General features: G+C 67.3%; 2 protein-coding genes and 1 pseudogene. All 3 read left to right on the top strand.

The window, feature by feature from the left end:
• A partial coding sequence (locus tag H0X90_RS35245; protein ID WP_077189253.1) for a tetratricopeptide repeat protein occupies positions 1–588 on the top strand: 588 nt, incomplete at its 5' end.
• Positions 589–710: 122 nt separating this feature from the next.
• Positions 711–1,538 carry a hypothetical protein gene (locus tag H0X90_RS35240; RefSeq protein ID WP_006498538.1) on the top strand — a complete coding sequence of 276 codons (828 nt, stop codon included), beginning with the start codon at positions 711–713 and terminating at the stop codon, positions 1,536–1,538.
• A gap of 71 nt (positions 1,539–1,609) precedes the next feature.
• Positions 1,610–1,806 (top strand): annotated as a pseudogene (locus H0X90_RS35960) (hypothetical protein); the annotation flags it as partial.

Raw genomic sequence — 1,806 nt, 5'->3', positions numbered from 1 at the left:
ATGTATCGCCGTTTACTCGCACCGGGGCTGCTGTTGCTGTTGGCCGCGTGCGCGCAGGATCCGTCGGTGACTGCCGGCACGGTACGGATCTGCGACGACACAGGTTGTTCCGATCGCCCTAAAGATCAGGTCTCCTATCAAAAAAGGGACGAGGCGGAAGACCGCGAAGAGCCGCGCATCGCCGCGCTCAGGCAGACCGCGAAGACCCAGCCGAAGGCCGCCTACGACCTCGGCCTGCGCTATTTCCGCGGCGACGGCGTGCGCCAGGACAGCTACCAGGCGCTCAAGTGGATGCGCGAGGCCGCCGAACGCGGCGACCTGAACGCGCAGAAGGCGCTCGGCAGTTTCTACCTGTTCGGCCTCGAGGAAATGGGCTCGGATGCGCGCGAAGCGGAGAAGTGGCTGTCGATCGCGGCCGGCCGCGGCGACAAGGAATCGAAAAAGCTGCTCGATCTCGCGCGCCAGGCCAAGAAGGAAGACGAGGAAGACTGGAAATGGCGCACGCAATGGCGTGACGTCTATTACGGCTACTGGTACTCGGGCTATCCGTACTACGGCGTCTGGCAGCAGACGTACTGGTACTACTGACCGGGCATCGAGCAACGGGGGCAGCCGCGGGGAGACCACCATCGCGCGCCACGCCGGGGGGCTTATCGAAGTTCGCACGGACGCATAAGCCGAACAACGACTCTAATCGATCGACAACGACAATGAAGACCAACCTTCTCCAACGTCTCACTCAAGGTGCGCTGGTTGCAGCGCTTGGCGCGTCCGTCGCGGGTTGCGGCGGCGTGGTGACGCCCGGCGGGCAGAACGCCGGCGTGACGGGCGCCGCGGCTGGCGGCGCGAGCGCCGGCGCCGATTCGCAACTGCAGCGCTGCACGTCGCCGCTCGGCACGATCGCGGTCGACGACGGCCGCAATGCCGACTGGTGGGGCCCGTTCGGCAGCGCGACCAAGATGACCACGATCGACCCGCTGCTGCGCCTGGCGGTGCAGCAGTCGAACTGCTTCGTGATCACGTCGATCGGCAACCAGAAGAGCGACGCGCGCCTGTCGCGCATCACGCAGCTGCAGCGCAACTCGGGCGAATACCGCGCGGGCTCGAAGCAGCAGAAGGGCCAGCGTGTCGCGGCCGACTACTACATGGAGCCGCAGATCGTGATCAACGATTCGCCGATCGGCGGGATCGGCAGCATGATCGGCGGGCTGATCGGCAACAGCGCGGTGGCGGCGGTGGCGGGCCACCTGCAGACGAAGGCGTCGGTCGTGACGCTGACGCTGTTCGACGTGCGCTCGGCGGTGCAGATCGCGGCGTCGGAGGGCAGCTCGACGGCGACCAACTACGGCGCGGCGCTGGGTGGGTTCGGCGGCGGCGTGGGGGGTGCGCTGGCGGGTTTCTCGTCGACGCCGGAAGGCAAGGCGACGGTCGTCGCGTTCATCGATGCGTACAACAAGATGGTCGTCGCGCTGCGCAGCTACAAGGCGCAGGACGTCAAGGGCGGGCTGGGCCGCGGTGGCCAGCTGCAGGTCAACTGACGTCGCCGGGCCGGCGAGGGCCGCCGGCCGATTGCCTTGATTCCTGATGTCCGATTCGTGAGGGGCGGTGCGTGCGGCACGATGCGCGCGCACCGGCTGCGTTCGTCCTGTTCGTTCCGAAGGTGATCCCGATGAAAGCCGTTGCACTGATTGCATTGACCTGCCTGGCGCTGACCGCTTGCGGCGGTGGCGACGACAATTCCTCGCCCGCGGCGTCCGGCGGATCGGGCACGACCAACAACGGCGGCAGCGGCGGGACGGGCGGCAC

Origin of the sequence: Burkholderia sp. 9775_39 (genome assembly GCF_015712225.1) — a bacterium.
Lineage (GTDB): Bacteria > Pseudomonadota > Gammaproteobacteria > Burkholderiales > Burkholderiaceae > Burkholderia > Burkholderia cenocepacia.
This window is presented reverse-complemented; position numbering and strand designations above follow the sequence as displayed.